Genomic DNA, 15,008 nt, shown 5'->3' on the forward strand with positions numbered 1-15,008 from the left:
AATTATGAAATGTATAACATGTTTATTATGAAGATTGGGGTGTGACAATGAGCTACATTGAAAAAATGACAATCCAAGGCTTCAAAAAATTTAAAGATTTTGAAATTGTATTTAATAAAGATATGAATGTTTTGGTTGGTGAGAACGAAGCAGGAAAAAGTACAATTTTGGAAGCAATAGATTTAGCTTTAAACCAAAAAATATATGGGTTGATAGATGGAAATAATGAGCAATTATTTAACGCAGATAATATTAAACGATTCAAGAACAAACCTGAATTTTCTCACCTACCTGAAATTCTAGTAGAAGTATATTTAAATATGGATTCAGAGCTTCCAATAAGTAAACAACACTTTATGGGATTAGATTATACGAATGGGAAAGTATTGAAGGAAGAAAAAACAGGTATAAAATTTTGGTATCATTTTGATAATGATTTTGAACAAGATTTTTACAAACTAAATTTTTCTGAAAATCCAAATATACCTATAGAATTCTATAAATTTGAATGGCTTACATTTCAAGGTGGGAGCTATAAAAGATTGAAAAATCCAATAAAATCTCTTTTCATTGATAATTCATCTGTAAAGAATGATTTGTATGGTTCTTATACTAAACAAGTTTTTGAGAATAAGATACCAAATGATATCCGAAGAAAATTGTCTATGAAGCTAAAAACACATATTGCTGACTTCTTAGATTCAGAAGAAGAATCACTAAAAATAGGTGAACAAACTATCTCTATTGACGAGAAGAAATCTGGTATTACTAAAATAATTGATATCCGAGAAAACAATATATCAATACAACATATGGGAAAAGGCAGAGAAAATTTTATTAAGACTGAGGTTGCATTGCAAATAGATTCAAGCCTTATTCTAGTTGAAGAACCAGAAAACCATTTGAGCCATTCGATGACAAAAAAATTAATTGAAAAAATAAAAGTAGAGTCAGATAATTCCCAAATAATTATTACTACTCATAATCCTTTAATAACATCTAGACTAAACATTCAAAAGACTATATGGATAACTCCAAATGAAAAAGCTGTAAAATTAAATGATGTAGATAAAAAAGTAGCTAAATTCTTTGAAAAATCAGATAATTCTAACCTACTAGAGTTCATCTTATCTCAGAAAGTAATTCTAGTAGAAGGTGCAACGGAATATATTTACATTCCTAACTTTTATCACACTGTTTGTGGAAAAGGCATAGATGAATCTGGTGTGCATATAATATCGATGTCAGGAATTACTTACAAAAACTATGTTGAAATTGCAAAAAAAATTCAAAAACCACTTTTAGTTATTACGGATAATGATGGAGATGCTGAGAGAATAACGACTATCGATGCATTGAATAATTGTTTAAATGAAAATGGATGCAATATATTAATAAAGTGTGATGAGAAAATAGAGAATTCAACTTTTGAAAGAGTTCTATTTAATGAAAATATCAAAATATTAGCTGATTATAAAAAAAATTCAAATGTATCTACTATTTATAAAGAAGAAGATGTAGAAAGCAAAGCATTAGCATATATGTTGAAAAATAAAGCCGATTCTGCTATTGAGATAACAACAAATTCTGAATATATTGATAACTTAAAAGTTCCAATGTATATAAGTGAGGGGTTAAAATGGCTAAATCAGGTAAAATAATTCTTGCAAGAGCAGGTTCGGGAAAAACGTATCATATTGCTAATGCATTTGATGAGAAAAAATCAGTTTTATTTATTACTTTTACCAATCAAAACGTGGCGAATATAAAAAAAGAAATTATGCAGAGATTTAATAATAGCATTCCCAACAATGTTGAAGTAATCACATATAGTAGCTTCTTATATTCATGGATTATTAGACCTTTAGAGGCAGTTCTACCATTTGAAAATATCAAAAGTAGAGGTGTAGATATTTTTAAAGAACCAGTTCCTCGTACTAATCCACCGAGAAAGGGATACATTACTGATGACAAGATAGGACACTATTTGAATCCTGATAATAATAGATACTATTCTGGTCGAATGTCGAAGTTGATAATAAAAAATAAAAAGATACTAAAACCTTTGATTGAAGAAAGATTATCATTGCTTGTTGATACAATATATATTGACGAGTTTCAAGATTTTAAAGGGGAAGATTTTGATTTATTAATGTTATTGATGAAATCAAAAAAAGTTTATACAGTTGCTGTAGGAGATTTTTATCAACACTCTGTTGCTATGACATCTTCTAAAAGTGGTAAACCTTATAAAAAACAAAAAATATTTCTTACTGAAGAAGAGTTTTGTTTGTCACTACCTAAATCTTTAGAAGTTGATAAGGAAGCCTTAAAGAAAAGCCGAAGAGTTCCAAGCAGTATTTGTTCAATTATTGAAAAGAAGTTAGGTATAGACATACTATCTTGTAATGAGAAAAAAGGAAGTTTTAAATATATTATTGATATTGATGAATTAGAACAACTTTTAATTGATGAAGGATGCGTGAAATTAGTTTATCGAAAAGCTTCAGCTTTTCCATATCAACCTGCTATTAATTGGAGTTATTGTAAAGGAGATACTTATTCAAAAGTTTTAGTAATATTAACAGAACCATATAAAAAATTTAGTGAGGAAAATTATATAATTTCTAAGAATACTAGTCAAGCTGAAGCAAATAAATTATATGTAGCTTTAACTCGAAGTAATAATGAGCTATATATATGTACCAAAAGTCTTTTTGACTTATTCAATAAACAAAGAATTGAAAAAGGAGAATGATATGGACATTAAGAAATCTCTGTTAAATTTTATTACAGATGGAGTAGTTACTTGTAAACAGCTTGCCGATTTTTATGATACTTATCACGAAAATAAAGAATTTAAGGATGCAGTTGATTTTCTAAGTGGAAGTATTGTAATAGATATGGGGCAATTAAAGGACGAATTGTATGCTTCTGAAGATTCACATGCATTAGGTGCTGTGGAATATATGCAAAAACATTACCCTTCAGCAATCCTATTGATAGATTTAATCCCTAAGGATAAGAGAAAGTTCATCCATTAAAATAAAATTTATCAATTTTAAATCTGTATGTTTGTTACAAAAAATGAAAAATTAAAGCTGATTTTGAGCTGTATTTAAGGACATATTTCTGGAATTATTTGAGATTATGAATTGTTTTTTTTTTTGAGAAAATTTAATTGGACTACAGACAAGATGCGTAAAAAAATCCTCATTGAGTATGTAGTCCAAGCCATTTAAAGGGACAATTCAACTATTTTTTGAGGTATAATGAATCCGCAGAAGTTAATAAAAAGAACAGAATTTTGGTTTCTAAGATGCACTGGAATCGGGGATTTACTATCGCTTTAACGCAGGAAAAAGCGATAGAAATGCTGATATAACAGCACTTGACCTTGACCACCATGGGCTGTCCGTTAGCAGATATTTTAACGGATAATATCCAATCAGCATTAGCTGAAATTCCAGAAGTAACGAATGTCGAAGTAAAATTGGTTTGGTATCCAGCGTGGACGACCGATAAAATGAGCCGCTATGCGCGGATTGCATTGGGGATTCGTTAAGCCTCATTGATTTAATTGTAGTCTAGGAGATCTCTGCCAATTTTAGAAACTATTCAAAGTGTTATTAAAAACTCTTTTGCTGACTTTAAAAAGTTGGTAAAAGAGTTTTTTTTGTTTTCCAATGTTTTTATTACGTATGGTTGTCTTAGATCTTTCCTTACGGAGCCACCTAAAAAACGAAAGGATACAAGTCCAACGGATATCTATATTCCGATTTTTTTAAAAATAGTAAAAAAAACACCAAAATGTCCGCTACTCCTTCAGATTTTTTGGTGTTTTTTTGAACAATCACAATCTAGTAGAATTTTGCACTTTTCGGCTTAGTCAAAAAATTTTCTAGCGTTTTTTATACAGATTTTAGAATCGGATCAGTCAAGTTGTTAAAACCAATCATTTAATAAAAAGCGAGGTAAAAAAATCTAATAAAGCTGCGGTTCTGATCCTAGTCGGTTCATTGAGTGAGGTAAGCTCTGTTTGACGTTCACTAGCAGAAGCTTCTTTTAGAGCGAGCAGTCGGTAGATCAAGCGTAAGTCTTGGCGCCGAACTTTTGGCAGATGCTGCAGCAAGACTTGATTGAAGTCTGTGTTCATTTGGTTGATCCCGATCAACGGATCTTTTTGCAGCGTATAATTCGTTAAATACCGGTCAAGATCTTGCATCGCAGCGGCGGCTTTTTCCGGCATGAATCCATTGGCCCAAGTTGCCGTCAACAAGACAAAGCTATCGGCATCTGATAATTCTTTTTGAAAAGCTAGGATTGTTGCGTCTAATACCTTTTCTTGTAAAACTTCAAAAACAGCCGGCTCATTCTTTTTGATCCGCAAGAAATAGTTAGTGAAACCATCGCTATTTAATAAATTTAGGTCGATTGCTTTAAACCAATTATAGTGATGCGAGTTTAAATAAGCGTAAGTTTTCTCTTGCGTAGTTCGTTGGATTTTTTTTAATTCATCATTTGTTTTCATTGTTTTCCCGCTTTCTTTTTTTGCTATTATACTACTTTTTGACAAGCCAATCCTTTTGCCTCCTATTTTGATTACGTTATACTGAAAATAGGTCATATTTTTGAAAGGAAAATTTATGAATGAATTGATAGCTACATTTAATGAGAGAAAAGATGAGCTTTTATCGGCGATCTTTGAACATTTAGCGATTTCTTTGAGTGCGCTGTTAATCGCCATTGTGATCGCAATCCCATTGGCAATTTTGTTAAGTCAGCGGAAAAAATCAGCGGAAGTTGTTTTACAAATAACTAGTATTTTGCAGACGATTCCTTCATTAGCTTTACTAGGATTGTTGATTCCTTTTGTAGGGATAGGGACAGTGCCGGCATTGATCGCACTAGTCGTATATGCATTATTGCCGATTTTTCAAAACACATATATCGGCTTAGCCGAGATTGATCCATCTATTGAAGAGGCAGCTGACGCATTTGGAATGTCGCGAATGCACAAATTGGTACGTGTTGAGTTGCCGATGGCTATGCCTGTAATTATTTCCGGGATTCGGACTGCCTTGGTCTTGATCATTGGGACCGCAACCTTGGCTGCGTTGATCGGTGCTGGTGGACTAGGAACTTTCATTCTATTGGGAATCGATCGAAACGATCCGAACTTGACATTGATCGGTGCGATTAGTTCAGCTTTATTGGCAATTATTTTTAGTACATTGATTCGTTTCTTACAAAATCGCAGCGGAAAAGTAATTTTGATTACGTTAGGCGTCATTTCCGTAAGTATCGGAGGAATCTTTTTTGCTCAGAGTCATCCGATTGGTCACGAAACCATAACAATTGCCGGGAAACTTGGCTCTGAACCTGATATCTTAATTAATATGTATAAAGAAGTGATTAAAGAGGAAGATCCTTCAATCACGGTGGAGTTAAAACCTAATTTTGGGAAGACTAGTTTCTTATTCAGCGCTGTAAAGAGCGACCAGATCGACATTTATCCTGAATTTACGGGAACGGTTTTAGAAAGCTTAGTGAAGGTTCCAAAAAACACACCGGATGACCTTTCGCCAGAAAAAACGTATCGTGAAGCAAATAAATTACTAGCTGACCAATTTGATATTCGTTTGTTAGAACCGATGGCTTATGAAAACACATATGCTTTAGCTATGAAGAAAAGCGAAGCCGAAAAACGCGGAATCACAAAAATTTCAGATCTGCGTGCGCAGCAAGGGCAATTAAAGGCTGGTTTTACTTTAGAATTTATCGACCGTCAAGATGGCTATCGTGGAATTCAAGAGCAATATGGCGTAAATTTAAGTTCGGTACAAAGTATGGAACCAGCATTGCGTTATCAAGCCATCAATAATGGCGATGTAGATGTGATTGATGCCTATTCCACAGATAGTGAGATCAAGCAATACGATTTAGTGACATTAGAAGATGACCAACAGCTCTTTCCACCATATCAAGGTGCTCCTTTAATGAAAAAAGAATTTGCGGACAAACATCCTAAAGTCGTCAAAGCCTTGAATCGGTTAGCGGGTAAAATCACGGAGGAACAAATGATTGAGATGAATTATCTTGTCAACGTGAAGAAAGAACAACCGGCAAAAGTCGCCCATGACTTCTTAGTGAAGGAAAATATCATTGGGGAGGGAAATTAGATGGAATCGATCATTGAATTTAAAGATGTCAGCAAAGAGTTTGAAGGCAATGTTGTCTTAAAAGATTTGAATTTATCGGTTAAAAAAGGAGAGATTTTCGTTTTAGTAGGACCTTCCGGCAGTGGGAAGACGACTTCTTTGAAAATGATCAATGGATTGATCGAACCTACTGACGGCAATCTTTATTTTAAAGAAAAACGCATCAAAGATTATAATATCCAAAAACTACGCTGGCAAATCGGTTACGTCTTGCAGCAAATTGCTTTATTCCCAACAATGAGTGTAAAAGAAAATATCGAAGTCATTCCTGATATGCTTGGCTGGAATAAAAATCAGCGGAAAAAGCGGGTCGATGAATTATTGAAAGAAGTTGATATGGATCCTGAACAGTTTCGTGATCGAATGCCTAGTGAACTATCCGGAGGTCAGCAACAAAGGATCGGAATCATTCGCGCACTAGCATCAGAGCCTGATATCGTCTTGATGGATGAACCCTTCAGCGCACTTGATCCGATTTCACGAGCAAGTTTGCAAGATCTCGTGTTGAAATTGCATCAAAAACTAGGGAATACGATCATATTTGTAACGCATAATATGAAAGAAGCGCTGAAGATTGGCAGTCGTATCGCAGTAATGCACGAGGGTAAGTTGATCCAATGTGATACGCCAGAAGAAATTCAAAAGCATCCTGCCAATCAATTTGTTGAAGAATTCTTTGATGAAACCACAGACGAAGTTTACACCCAGACACTTGAAGCGCTCTATAACGGCGGATTTTATCAAAATGCTGAGAGCGCTGATTCTAAACTAGTAAGTCTAACGATCGATACAAGTTTAAGCGATGTTTTTGAACTGTTGACCAAACAAGAAGCGTTTACGATCGAACGGGCAGGAAAAGTAGCCGGAAAAATCGATCGAAGCGATGTTTTCAGTTATTTAAGTCGGGAGGGCTAATGATGGAAAAATATGATGTGGTCGTGATCGGCAGCGGACCAGCTGGAAATTCTGCTGCGTACAGCTTAAAAGAACAGGGGAAAAAAGTCGCGATCATCGAGTCAGACTTGTGGGGCGGGACGTGTCCGAATCGCGGCTGTGATCCTAAAAAGATGCTGCTAAGCGGAGTGGAGGCTAAAAAACGAATCGAGACGATGATCGGCAAAGGGTTTGAACAAACACCAGAAATTATTTGGGAAGAGCTGATGGCATTTAAGCAGAGCTATACGGATACTGTACCTGAAAATACGAAAAAAGGTTTAGCCGCAGCAAAAATTGATTTCTTCTATGGTCAGGCCAGCTTTATTGATACCAATCATATTACTGTTGACCAAGAAATAGTAGCAGCTGATCAATTTTTGATCGCAACCGGTCAACGTCCTGCGGTCTTACCAATCGATGGCCAAGACTTATTGCAAAGCAGTACAGATTTCTTAGAGTTGGAACACTTACCTGAAAAGATCGCTTTTATCGGAGCCGGATATATCGCCTTTGAATTAGCTATGATCGCAAATGCTGCTGGGTCAGAAGTCCATATTATCCATCACAATGAACGTCCATTAAAAGAATTTGATCAAGAATTAGTGATGGCTTTAGTCGAACATATGAAATCAGCTGGCATTCAATTTCATTTTAATGTAGATACTAAAGCCGTTGAACATTTGCAGCAATATCGAATTATCGGGGAAGCATTTGAATTGAGTGCAGATATGGTGATTGGAGCAACGGGGCGTATTCCAAATATTGAAGAGTTAAATTTAGAAAATGCCGGCGTTGCTTATGATAAAAAAGGCATCAAAGTAGACAATCAATTACGAACGACACAGCGAACGATTTTTGCTTGCGGAGATGTTTTATCAAAGACTCAGCCTAAACTCACACCAGTTGCTGGTTTTGAGGCAAGTTATGTCGCAAAGGCCCTTAATGGTGAAACTGCCGCGATCAATTACCCGTTGATCCCAACGATTGTCTTTGGCGATCAGCGCTTAGCTAGAATTGGATTAAGTGAAAAAGAGCTGGCTGTTCATCCAGAGCGATACCATGCTCAGACAATCGATCTTTCTAGTTGGTATACGTATCGTCGGCTCAATGATCAAGGCGCTAAGATCAAGCTTATCTATGATGAAACAGACACGATTGTTGCGATTACTTGCTTAAGCCAAGTAGCCGATGAAGTCATCAATTATCTCTTGATTGTTTTGACGAAGAAGATGACACACGAAGAGGTAGAAAAATATATCTTTGCCTACCCAAGTCCAGCCAGTGATCTTTCATATTTTATTTAAAACAGAGGGGAACCTCTGTTTTTTTTGATACAGATATGCTAAAGTTTACGAAAATACGTTCCCATGGTGAGATTATGAAAACAACTTTAACCCAAGAAATTGAAAAAGCTTTGTACTATTATTGTATTGAACTCGGCGGAATCGTCGTTGAAGAAGTTACCATGCCGGATGAGCAAGGTATCGTTGATACGCTAGCTTGTTTTTTTAAACCAAATGCAGAAACAGAGTGGCGTTGTTACGAGTTGAAAGTCACAAAAGCAGATTTTTATTCAAAAGCCAAACTTTCCTTTATTGGTCATTACAATTATTTTGTTTTAACTGAAGAGTTGTACAAAAAAGTCCAAGATGATATTCCCAGCGAGATTGGGGTCTTAGTTTACCGCCCTTACCAACAGGTCGATGATTTACCGGCGGATGGAACTTTTTTTATCGCTAAAAAACCGGTAAAGCGTTCGTTACAAGTGGAAGAGTCTGCGCTGACTCAGCGCTTTATGGCTTCGTTATTTCGAGAGGTGCAAAAAGCCAAACGAATGTCTTACGGAACTAGTTTCTTCTCGACAGAACAATTGTACAAAGAATTACGGCGGCGTTTAGCAGAAAAAGACAGCTTGCAAGCAGATAATTATTATCAGCGATTTATCGAAGATGTCCAGTCCGCCCGAATCGAAAGTTTAGAAGAAGAGCTGCGAGCACTAGAACAAGATTATGAATTTTTACGACAAAGACAGGTCCGACGAAGACCGACTGAACCATTGGAGTGATTTCTATGTACTACCCATATTTGCGCGGGAAACAGTTTGACCTGTTAGCGATTAATACTTTGATCAATGAACAACGCTGGTCTTCTAAAATCAAGCCCGTCATTGAACCCGTCCGCGATTCAGCGACTTTAAAAAAAACCATTGAAACATTCGATAAAAATGCGTTCATTTGTTACTTAGTGACGAATCCGCAAGTTGGAACAGCGAAGCTTTTTGCCCAGAAGCGATTTGAATGGAAACTAAGTGAAACTTCTACTATAAAAAAGGCGGAGATTGTGACAAAAGAAAACCCATTTGACGCGGAGCTTTATTTATTTAATGCAACTTCTCCGCGAAAATCCAAGCAATTAGCTATTCCGCAAGAAGCTCTTTCGATCATTCCAGATCAAGGCAGGTTTAGAATTTTAGAAATCACAAATAAAATTTTACTCAGAGAAGCCTTCCAAGCTAAAAAAAATGTTGCGGATTATGTCGAAAAAGCAGATGATTTTTATAGCGACGAACATCTTTATCTAAGAACAGATTCGATTGGATTTAGTGATTACGCGCTCGATGGCAGTCATTACTTTGATAAAGGCGGTCCAAGCAGAGCAATCGCGCTTCATATCAGCTATTTTGATGCCTATCTTAATTTAAGAATCAAACACTTTGTATCTGACAGTAATGAAAATGCACAAGATCAAAAAGGCAAATTTTTTGAGGCATTGGAAAAATTATCCAGCTGGTATTCACGAAATCAAGACCAGCTGCTATTGACCCTTGGTTTAGCAGAACTGCTGCACTATCAAGCAACACAAAAATTTCCTGGTCTCGGAACGATTAAGAAGTGGTCGTTAGCGCACCATTTAGAATTGATTGGCGCTTTTTTAGAACATGGGGACCACTGGCAGAGAGGATGGCAAAATAATGGGCTATGAAGACGAAGATTTTATTATTAGACAAGCAAAACAAATGGGGGAGCTTTTAGGTGGCATTATCGGCAAAGAAGATGCTGAAGCAATTTTATCTTTTGGCGATCAAGCCAAAATAAGCGAACCAAAAGAAACTGAATTTGATTTTCGACTAAGTACTTTAGAAGATATTTCGGCAATTGGCGTCATTATTAATGAAGCCAAACAATATTTAAAAGAGCAAGGCTCGCCGCAATGGCAAAATGGTCATGAGCCCCATGAAGCAGTAATCCGTAAAGATATCAGCAAAAAAGCCAGCTATGTGCTGACTTTAAAAGGTGAAATTGTTGGCACGATTGCCTTGATTGCTGAAAAAGATCCTAGTTATGAAGCAATCGAAGGAAAGTGGCAAGGCACTGGTCCTTATGTCGCACTGCATCATGCAGCAATCAGCCAAACTCATCGCAGTAGGGGATTAGGGAAACACTTGTTGAGCCTAGCAATCAATCAGGCGAAAACATTAGGCTATAAAGATATACGAATCGATACGTATCCTGCAAATCAACCGATGCTCCATCTGATTGAAAAACTTGGATTTACTTATTGCGGAATGATTTATTTTCCATTTGAACACGGAGAGCGCAAAGCATTTCAGCTAATTTAATGCCTGTTGTAGTTGAGCCAACATATCGTCTAAAGAAGTTTCTCCGTTGATCTCAATCAAATTCGGAAATTTTCTCAACCGAGCTAAGTTTTCCTGATCTTGTTGAAAAATTGCTGAGCGTCTTGCTACCTCGCTAGCGTCACGCTTTTCCAGTCGGTCAATGATCGTTTCTTTGGAGATATTGATCCAAATTGGAACCACTTGATTGCCAAAGAGGCGATGCAAGTTAATAAACCCTGTCGTAGTGATTGGATCATAACAATCACCGACAGCTAATGCGTTTTGCAGTGTAGCTTTGGCAATCCCGTAAAACTGTCCGTCATACGTATCGTATTCAGCAAACTGTTCTTGTTGTACCATCTGTTCGAATTCTTTTTTTGAAACAAAGTAGTAGTCAGTTCCATGTTTTTCTCCTTTACGAGGAGCACGCGTTGTATAAGAAATAATTTTTTGTTCGGGAGAAAAAGCTTTTTCAGCCAAACTGGTTTTGCCTGATCCGCTTGGTCCAATGAATAAATAGCAATGATTCATATTTTACACGTCCTTTTTTATAGTATAAAGAATGAGGACAAAAGATGCTAGAGAGGAAGTCCATAATGGAAAGAAGTACACGCAATACGAAACCAAATAAGAAGCTGCCGATTATGATCGGCGGGATTATTATTCTGCTCATCGTTGGATTTTTCAGCGTTCGGGCATATCAAGCAAGTCAAGTCAAAAAACAAGGTGAGAAAACTGTAACCGCCTTTGTTAAGAGTCTGCAAAAAGGCAACTATCAAGATACACCTAAAAATCTAAGTACCCGTTCACTCAAGAAAAGCGGGTATACAAAAAAACAGGTCGCCGAAAAATATCAGTCGATTTTTTCTGGGATTAGTGCCTCAAATATTAAGTTAAAAAATCTGGCTGTTGACAAAAAGTCCGGTAATTATCAGTTTTCCTATGAGCTAGCGATAAATACTGGTTTTGGCAAATTAAAAAATCAAAAGTATTCTGGTACATTGAGCAATGACGGTCAATCAATCAATTGGAAACCGAATTTGATTTTCCCTGGAATGTCTGGCAAGGATAAAGTCAATTATTCTGTCGATTCAGCTGTCCGCGGAGAATTGCTGGATCGCAATGGTCAAAAAATTGCAGCAAACGGGACGGTCTATCAATTAGGTGTCATACCTAAAAATCTCGGTACAGAAAACCGAACAACAAAAATCGCAGCAATTGCTGACAGTCTGGATCTTACCGTTGATGAAGTGGAAGCAGCATTGGCTCAAAGCTGGGTACAAGATAATTTATTTGTACCATTAACAACAACAGCAGATGTGCCGGCAGAACTTGCAGACGGCTTAGAAGCGCGGGAAACAACTGGTCGGACCTATCCTTTAAAAGAAGCGGCAGCACAACTGATTGGTTATGTCGGAAAAGTCACCGCAGAAGATATTAAGAAGAATGATAAACTTGCTAGTGATAGTTTGATCGGTCGTAGCGGGTTAGAGATGGCATTAGATAAACAGTTACGCGGAAAAGACGGGGGTTCATTAGCGATTACGGATAGTAAAGGCAATGAAAAAAAAGTCTTGCAAAAGATTGCTAAAAAAGACGGTGCAACAATCAAATTAACGATCGACAGTCGTGCGCAGCAAATTGCATATGATGGTCTTGATGATCAAGCTGGGGCAAGTGTTGTAATGGCACCAAAAACTGGTGATCTCTTAGTTGCTGCCAGCTCACCAAGTTTTGATCCAAATAAAATGACCAATGGCATTAGCCAAACGGATTATGATGCCTATAGCAATGATGAGAATCAACCTTTCATGAGTCGCTTCGCTACAGGTTATGCACCAGGCTCAACCTTTAAAACAATCACCGCGGCAATCGGATTGGATGCGGGCACTTTAGATCCTAGTGAAGAGTTAACCATCGACGGATTGAAGTGGCAAAAGGACAGTTCTTGGGGTTCTTATCAAATTACTCGTGTTTCGGAGGCCAGTCCAGTCAATTTGAAGACCGCTTTGGTTTATTCAGATAATATCTATATGGCACAAGAAACGTTAAAAATGGGCGAAAAAACATTCCGGGCCGGTTTAGATAAATTTATTTTCGGCCAAGACTTAGATCTGCCAATTGCGATGGATCCTGCTCAAATTTCTACGAATGATAGTTTTGATTCAGAGATCTTATTAGCCGATACCGGTTATGGACAAGGACAATTATTATTGAATCCAATCCAACAGATCACTGCTTACTCTGTTTTTCCTAATCAGGGGACATTGGTTTATCCGAAATTGATCGCTGATCAAAAAACAACGAATAAAAAGGAAGTGATCAAAGCTAGTTCGGCTGAAACTATCACTGAAGATATGCAAGCAGTCGTCAGCGATGAAAATGGGACAGCTCATAGTTTGGCCGCATTGAATATCCCGCTGGCAGCTAAAACCGGGACAGCGGAAATCAAGCAGACCCAAGATGAAAAAGGTCAGGAAAATAGTTTCTTATATGCATTTGATTCAGCTAAACAAAATTATTCAGTCGTTGAATTTCTTGAAAATAAGCCTGAAGGAACTTCCGCTACAGATCTTTCCAAAACTTTGTTGACCTATTTGCAACAGACCTATCAATAAAATACTTGTCTGAAAAGCGGATGCTTGGTAAGATATCCAAGAAGGACGGTGTCTTATGAACAAGCGACAACGAAAAAAACAAGCATACAAGCAATACATTCGTGCAATTTTTGAAGGCTACGAAAAAATGTTAGAAGATCCTAGCATTGCTGAGTTACATTTCAGCTATTTAAAAGAAACAACCTACTTGGAACGCGATGACCAAGCTAAGATTCACTTTACTACTAAAGAAAAATAATTAATCAAAGAGACTGCGGCAAAATGTCGCAGTCTCTTTTGGCTAATCATAAAGCATAACAGCTCAAATTTTCCCTCCGTCCTAAGGCTGAAAAAATAATTAAGAGATTCTTAGTTTACTAAATAATTGTTTAAAGAATCGGTCTATGAGTAAGTAAAAAAAGATAAATGAGTTAAAATACGTATATCAAGAGATACAGGAGGCATTCTAATGAAACTTCATAAATATATTCTATTGGCCGGAGCAGGTCTTTTCCTTAGTGCTGGATTGATCGGTCAAACAAATGCTCAAGCCGCATCAGATGATGGCGCAATCAACGAACGTTGGGGAAAATCGACTTTTGTAGCGGGAGCGGGATTGAGTCAGCAACAATTGACTGAAACGATGGATACGTTAAAGATCAGTCAAGATACTGTTAAAATGGAACAAGCAACAGGAGCGGATCTTGTAAAATATTTAGGTTATGGTAGCGGTGATGATAGCGTCATGCTTAGTTCAGTAGTCGTAAACCGCGAATATCAAGGTAAAGGAATCAATGTCGAGATCTTGACACCGCAAAATATTACTCAAATCACAGCTGACCAATATAAAAATCCATTAGTTACTGCTGGGATCACTGATGCAACGGTTAAAGTTGCTAGTGTAGTGAAAGTAACTGGTGAAAGTGCCTTGACCGGGGTATATAAAGCCTTTGAAGCAAATGGAGAGACGGTTGATCCTGAACGAGCACAACTGGCACAAACGGAATTAGATACGACGTCAGATGTTGCGCAATCAGTCGTCGACAATGCGAATGAACAAAGTCAAAACCAAGATCTGTCTGATAATGAGAAGGAAAAAGCTGATGAAGCATATAAAGCACAATTGAATCAGGCATTAGTAGACATAAAAAAAGATCTAGCTGAGCTTAAAGAACAGCAAGGAGAATTGGCGACAAAAGAAGATGTCGAAAAAATCGTCAATGATGCCTTGGAAAAAAATAATTTGTCCCAGTACGTCACAAAAGATGATATTAATAAGCTGATAACATTAGCGCAACAATACCAAACAACGGATGGAGTATTAGACAAAGAATCCATCGAACAGTTAGATAAGATCAGCGATGATTTCAAAGGAACAGTCAATAAATTATCGGATCAACTTGGGAAATTCGGCGACTCGCTTAAAGGGACGTTGGAAGATAATCAAGGATTCTTCGCTAACCTATGGCAGCAAATCAAAGATTTCTTTAGTGGTTTAACTAAATAACAGAAAAAGATCGTGTTTTAGATTGCACTAGACACGGTCTTTTTTTAGCTACTTTGATAGTTTATGCTTATCATTATCGCTGTGCTAGGGTAAAATAGAGGAGTGAGCTTCAATTCCAATTAGAGAAT

14 protein-coding genes and 1 pseudogene are annotated in these 15,008 nt (G+C 36.8%); 13 read left to right on the forward strand and 2 right to left on the reverse strand.

Features of this window, described 5'->3' with window-relative positions:
* Nucleotides 1-47: 47 nt before the first annotated feature.
* The 4 genes and pseudogenes from FFM68_RS06485 to FFM68_RS06500 form a co-directional block, all read left to right on the forward strand.
* Nucleotides 48-1,661: an ATP-dependent nuclease gene (locus tag FFM68_RS06485; RefSeq protein ID WP_137618599.1), complete on the forward strand. Its 1,614-nt coding sequence runs from the start codon at nucleotides 48-50 to the stop codon at nucleotides 1,659-1,661.
* Nucleotides 1,640-2,758: a UvrD-helicase domain-containing protein gene (locus FFM68_RS06490; RefSeq protein WP_119364752.1), complete on the forward strand. Its 1,119-nt coding sequence runs from the start codon at nucleotides 1,640-1,642 to the stop codon at nucleotides 2,756-2,758. Before FFM68_RS06485 ends, FFM68_RS06490 begins: the two co-directional genes overlap by 22 nt.
* Nucleotide 2,759: 1 nt before the next feature.
* Entirely contained in the window at nucleotides 2,760-3,044 is a 285-nt protein-coding gene (locus FFM68_RS06495) for a hypothetical protein (protein ID WP_002338257.1), read from the forward strand.
* Nucleotides 3,045-3,391: 347 nt separating this feature from the next.
* Nucleotides 3,392-3,565 (forward strand): annotated as a pseudogene (locus FFM68_RS06500) (metal-sulfur cluster assembly factor); the annotation flags it as partial.
* A 390-nt stretch (nucleotides 3,566-3,955) separates the two neighbouring features.
* Here the strand turns inward: FFM68_RS06500 and FFM68_RS06505 are convergent.
* A complete protein-coding gene (locus tag FFM68_RS06505; RefSeq protein WP_244925812.1) occupies nucleotides 3,956-4,576 on the reverse strand; it encodes a hypothetical protein in 621 nt (206 codons plus the stop codon).
* 70 nt (nucleotides 4,577-4,646) lie between these two features.
* Between FFM68_RS06505 and FFM68_RS06510 the strand changes: the two genes are divergently transcribed.
* The 6 genes from FFM68_RS06510 (at nucleotide 4,647) to FFM68_RS06535 (ending at nucleotide 10,776) form a co-directional block, all read left to right on the forward strand.
* The gene (locus tag FFM68_RS06510) at nucleotides 4,647-6,182 is read left to right on the forward strand and encodes an ABC transporter permease/substrate-binding protein (protein ID WP_137618601.1); all 1,536 of its coding nucleotides are present in this window, start codon (nucleotides 4,647-4,649) and stop codon (nucleotides 6,180-6,182) included.
* The gene (locus FFM68_RS06515) at nucleotides 6,183-7,136 is read left to right on the forward strand and encodes an ABC transporter ATP-binding protein (RefSeq protein ID WP_137618602.1); all 954 of its coding nucleotides are present in this window, start codon (nucleotides 6,183-6,185) and stop codon (nucleotides 7,134-7,136) included.
* A gap of 2 nt (nucleotides 7,137-7,138) precedes the next feature.
* Nucleotides 7,139-8,461, forward strand: coding sequence for a dihydrolipoyl dehydrogenase family protein (locus FFM68_RS06520; protein ID WP_137618603.1), 1,323 nt, complete (start codon nucleotides 7,139-7,141; stop codon nucleotides 8,459-8,461).
* Between the two features lie 74 nt (nucleotides 8,462-8,535).
* On the forward strand, nucleotides 8,536-9,222 hold the full coding sequence (locus FFM68_RS06525; RefSeq protein ID WP_137618715.1) for a hypothetical protein: 687 nt from the start codon (nucleotides 8,536-8,538) through the stop codon (nucleotides 9,220-9,222).
* 5 nt (nucleotides 9,223-9,227) lie between these two features.
* Complete coding sequence (locus tag FFM68_RS06530; RefSeq protein WP_137618604.1) at nucleotides 9,228-10,139, forward strand: sce7725 family protein; 912 nt, start codon at nucleotides 9,228-9,230, stop codon at nucleotides 10,137-10,139.
* Nucleotides 10,129-10,776, forward strand: a complete 648-nt coding sequence (locus FFM68_RS06535) for a GNAT family N-acetyltransferase (RefSeq protein WP_137618605.1) — start codon at nucleotides 10,129-10,131, stop codon at nucleotides 10,774-10,776. Before FFM68_RS06530 ends, FFM68_RS06535 begins: the two co-directional genes overlap by 11 nt.
* On the opposite strand, the gene FFM68_RS06540 is transcribed toward FFM68_RS06535, so the two are convergent.
* Nucleotides 10,768-11,307, reverse strand: a complete 540-nt coding sequence (locus FFM68_RS06540; RefSeq protein ID WP_137618606.1) for a guanylate kinase — start codon at nucleotides 11,305-11,307, stop codon at nucleotides 10,768-10,770. The genes FFM68_RS06535 and FFM68_RS06540 overlap by 9 nt on opposite strands.
* 65 nt (nucleotides 11,308-11,372) lie before the next feature.
* Between FFM68_RS06540 and pbp4 the strand changes: the two genes are divergently transcribed.
* The 3 genes from pbp4 to FFM68_RS06555 all read left to right on the forward strand — a co-directional run bounded on the left by pbp4 (nucleotide 11,373) and on the right by FFM68_RS06555 (nucleotide 14,880).
* The gene (gene pbp4 / locus FFM68_RS06545) at nucleotides 11,373-13,394 is read left to right on the forward strand and encodes a penicillin-binding protein PBP4(5) (protein WP_137618607.1); all 2,022 of its coding nucleotides are present in this window, start codon (nucleotides 11,373-11,375) and stop codon (nucleotides 13,392-13,394) included.
* Between the two features lie 55 nt (nucleotides 13,395-13,449).
* A complete protein-coding gene (locus FFM68_RS06550; RefSeq protein WP_137608440.1) occupies nucleotides 13,450-13,632 on the forward strand; it encodes a hypothetical protein in 183 nt (60 codons plus the stop codon).
* Nucleotides 13,633-13,842: 210 nt separating this feature from the next.
* Nucleotides 13,843-14,880, forward strand: a complete 1,038-nt coding sequence (locus tag FFM68_RS06555; RefSeq protein ID WP_137618608.1) for a DUF1002 domain-containing protein — start codon at nucleotides 13,843-13,845, stop codon at nucleotides 14,878-14,880.
* Nucleotides 14,881-15,008 lie beyond the last annotated feature (128 nt).

It is taken from the genome of Enterococcus xiangfangensis (genome assembly GCF_005405365.1).
Taxonomy (GTDB): Bacteria; Bacillota; Bacilli; order Lactobacillales; family Enterococcaceae; genus Enterococcus_A; species Enterococcus_A xiangfangensis.

Coding starts and splice junctions, on each gene's coding strand:
- FFM68_RS06515 (WP_137618602.1), top strand. CDS start 6,183: ATGGAATCGATCATTGAATTTAAAGATGTCAGCAAAGAGTTTGAAGGC.
- FFM68_RS06495 (WP_002338257.1), top strand. CDS start 2,760: ATGGACATTAAGAAATCTCTGTTAAATTTTATTACAGATGGAGTAGTT.
- FFM68_RS06490 (WP_119364752.1), top strand. CDS start 1,640: ATGGCTAAATCAGGTAAAATAATTCTTGCAAGAGCAGGTTCGGGAAAA.
- FFM68_RS06535 (WP_137618605.1), top strand. CDS start 10,129: ATGGGCTATGAAGACGAAGATTTTATTATTAGACAAGCAAAACAAATG.
- FFM68_RS06520 (WP_137618603.1), top strand. CDS start 7,139: ATGGAAAAATATGATGTGGTCGTGATCGGCAGCGGACCAGCTGGAAAT.
- FFM68_RS06510 (WP_137618601.1), top strand. CDS start 4,647: ATGAATGAATTGATAGCTACATTTAATGAGAGAAAAGATGAGCTTTTA.
- FFM68_RS06525 (WP_137618715.1), top strand. CDS start 8,536: ATGAAAACAACTTTAACCCAAGAAATTGAAAAAGCTTTGTACTATTAT.
- FFM68_RS06540 (WP_137618606.1), bottom strand. CDS start 11,307: ATGAATCATTGCTATTTATTCATTGGACCAAGCGGATCAGGCAAAACC.
- FFM68_RS06530 (WP_137618604.1), top strand. CDS start 9,228: ATGTACTACCCATATTTGCGCGGGAAACAGTTTGACCTGTTAGCGATT.
- FFM68_RS06550 (WP_137608440.1), top strand. CDS start 13,450: ATGAACAAGCGACAACGAAAAAAACAAGCATACAAGCAATACATTCGT.
- pbp4 (WP_137618607.1), top strand. CDS start 11,373: ATGGAAAGAAGTACACGCAATACGAAACCAAATAAGAAGCTGCCGATT.
- FFM68_RS06555 (WP_137618608.1), top strand. CDS start 13,843: ATGAAACTTCATAAATATATTCTATTGGCCGGAGCAGGTCTTTTCCTT.
- FFM68_RS06485 (WP_137618599.1), top strand. CDS start 48: ATGAGCTACATTGAAAAAATGACAATCCAAGGCTTCAAAAAATTTAAA.